Source organism: Paenilisteria portnoyi (assembly GCF_014322795.1).
GTDB lineage: Bacteria > Bacillota > Bacilli > Lactobacillales > Listeriaceae > Listeria_A > Listeria_A portnoyi.
Genome location: NZ_JAASTT010000038.1, coordinates 1 through 1,648, shown reverse-complemented (window position 1 = coordinate 1,648; position 1,648 = coordinate 1). Strand labels below are relative to the sequence as shown.

The 1,648-nt window shown below is 51.6% G+C and carries 1 rRNA gene; it reads left to right on the top strand.

Annotated features, from left to right (window positions below):
- Positions 1-40: 40 nt before the first annotated feature.
- Positions 41-1,592 (top strand): 16S ribosomal RNA (locus HCJ66_RS15750).
- Positions 1,593-1,648: the final 56 nt, after the last annotated feature.

Sequence of the window (1,648 nt, the reverse complement as noted above, 5' to 3'; positions counted from 1 at the left end):
TTATTCACGGTGTTGAATAAGTATTCAGATTCATCTTTATTTTAAAGAGAGTTTGATCCTGGCTCAGGACGAACGCTGGCGGCGTGCCTAATACATGCAAGTCGAACGAACCGACGAAAGAGCTTGCTCTTTCTGACGTTAGTGGCGGACGGGTGAGTAACACGTGGGCAACCTGCCTGTAAGTTGGGGATAACTCCGGGAAACCGGGGCTAATACCGAATAATAACAAGCGTCGCATGACGCCTGTTTGAAAGATGGTTTCGGCTATCGCTTACAGATGGGCCCGCGGTGCATTAGCTAGTTGGTAGGGTAATGGCCTACCAAGGCAACGATGCATAGCCGACCTGAGAGGGTGATCGGCCACACTGGGACTGAGACACGGCCCAGACTCCTACGGGAGGCAGCAGTAGGGAATCTTCCGCAATGGACGAAAGTCTGACGGAGCAACGCCGCGTGTGTGAAGAAGGTTTTCGGATCGTAAAGCACTGTTGTTAGAGAAGAACAAGGATAAGAGTAACTGCTTGTCCCTTGACGGTATCTAACCAGAAAGCCACGGCTAACTACGTGCCAGCAGCCGCGGTAATACGTAGGTGGCAAGCGTTGTCCGGATTTATTGGGCGTAAAGCGAGCGCAGGCGGTTTCTTAAGTCTGATGTGAAAGCCCCCGGCTTAACCGGGGAGGGTCATTGGAAACTGAGAGACTTGAATGCAGGAGAGGTAAGTGGAATTCCACGTGTAGCGGTGAAATGCGTAGATATGTGGAGGAACACCAGTGGCGAAGGCGGCTTACTGGCCTGTAATTGACGCTGAGGCTCGAAAGCGTGGGGAGCAAACAGGATTAGATACCCTGGTAGTCCACGCCGTAAACGATGAGTGCTAAGTGTTAGGGGGTTTCCGCCCCTTAGTGCTGCAGCTAACGCATTAAGCACTCCGCCTGGGGAGTACGACCGCAAGGTTGAAACTCAAAGGAATTGACGGGGGCCCGCACAAGTGGTGGAGCATGTGGTTTAATTCGAAGCAACGCGAAGAACCTTACCAGGTCTTGACATCCTTTGACCATTCTGGAGACAGAACTTTCCCTTCGGGGACAAAGTGACAGGTGGTGCATGGTTGTCGTCAGCTCGTGTCGTGAGATGTTGGGTTAAGTCCCGCAACGAGCGCAACCCTTGATTTTAGTTGCCAGCATTTAGTTGGGCACTCTAAAGTGACTGCCGGTGCAAGCCGGAGGAAGGTGGGGATGACGTCAAATCATCATGCCCCTTATGACCTGGGCTACACACGTGCTACAATGGATAATACAAAGGGTTGCCAAACCGCGAGGTCGAGCTAATCCCATAAAATTATTCTCAGTTCGGATTGTAGGCTGCAACTCGCCTACATGAAGCCGGAATCACTAGTAATCGTGGATCAGCATGCCACGGTGAATACGTTCCCGGGCCTTGTACACACCGCCCGTCACACCACGAGAGTTTGTAACACCCGAAGTCGGTAGGGTAACCTTTATGGAGCCAGCCGCCGAAGGTGGGACAGATAATTGGGGTGAAGTCGTAACAAGGTAGCCGTATCGGAAGGTGCGGCTGGATCACCTCCTTTCTAAGGAAAAGGAAACCTGCTTTTGTTTTATCTTCTGTTTTGTTCAGTTTTGAGAG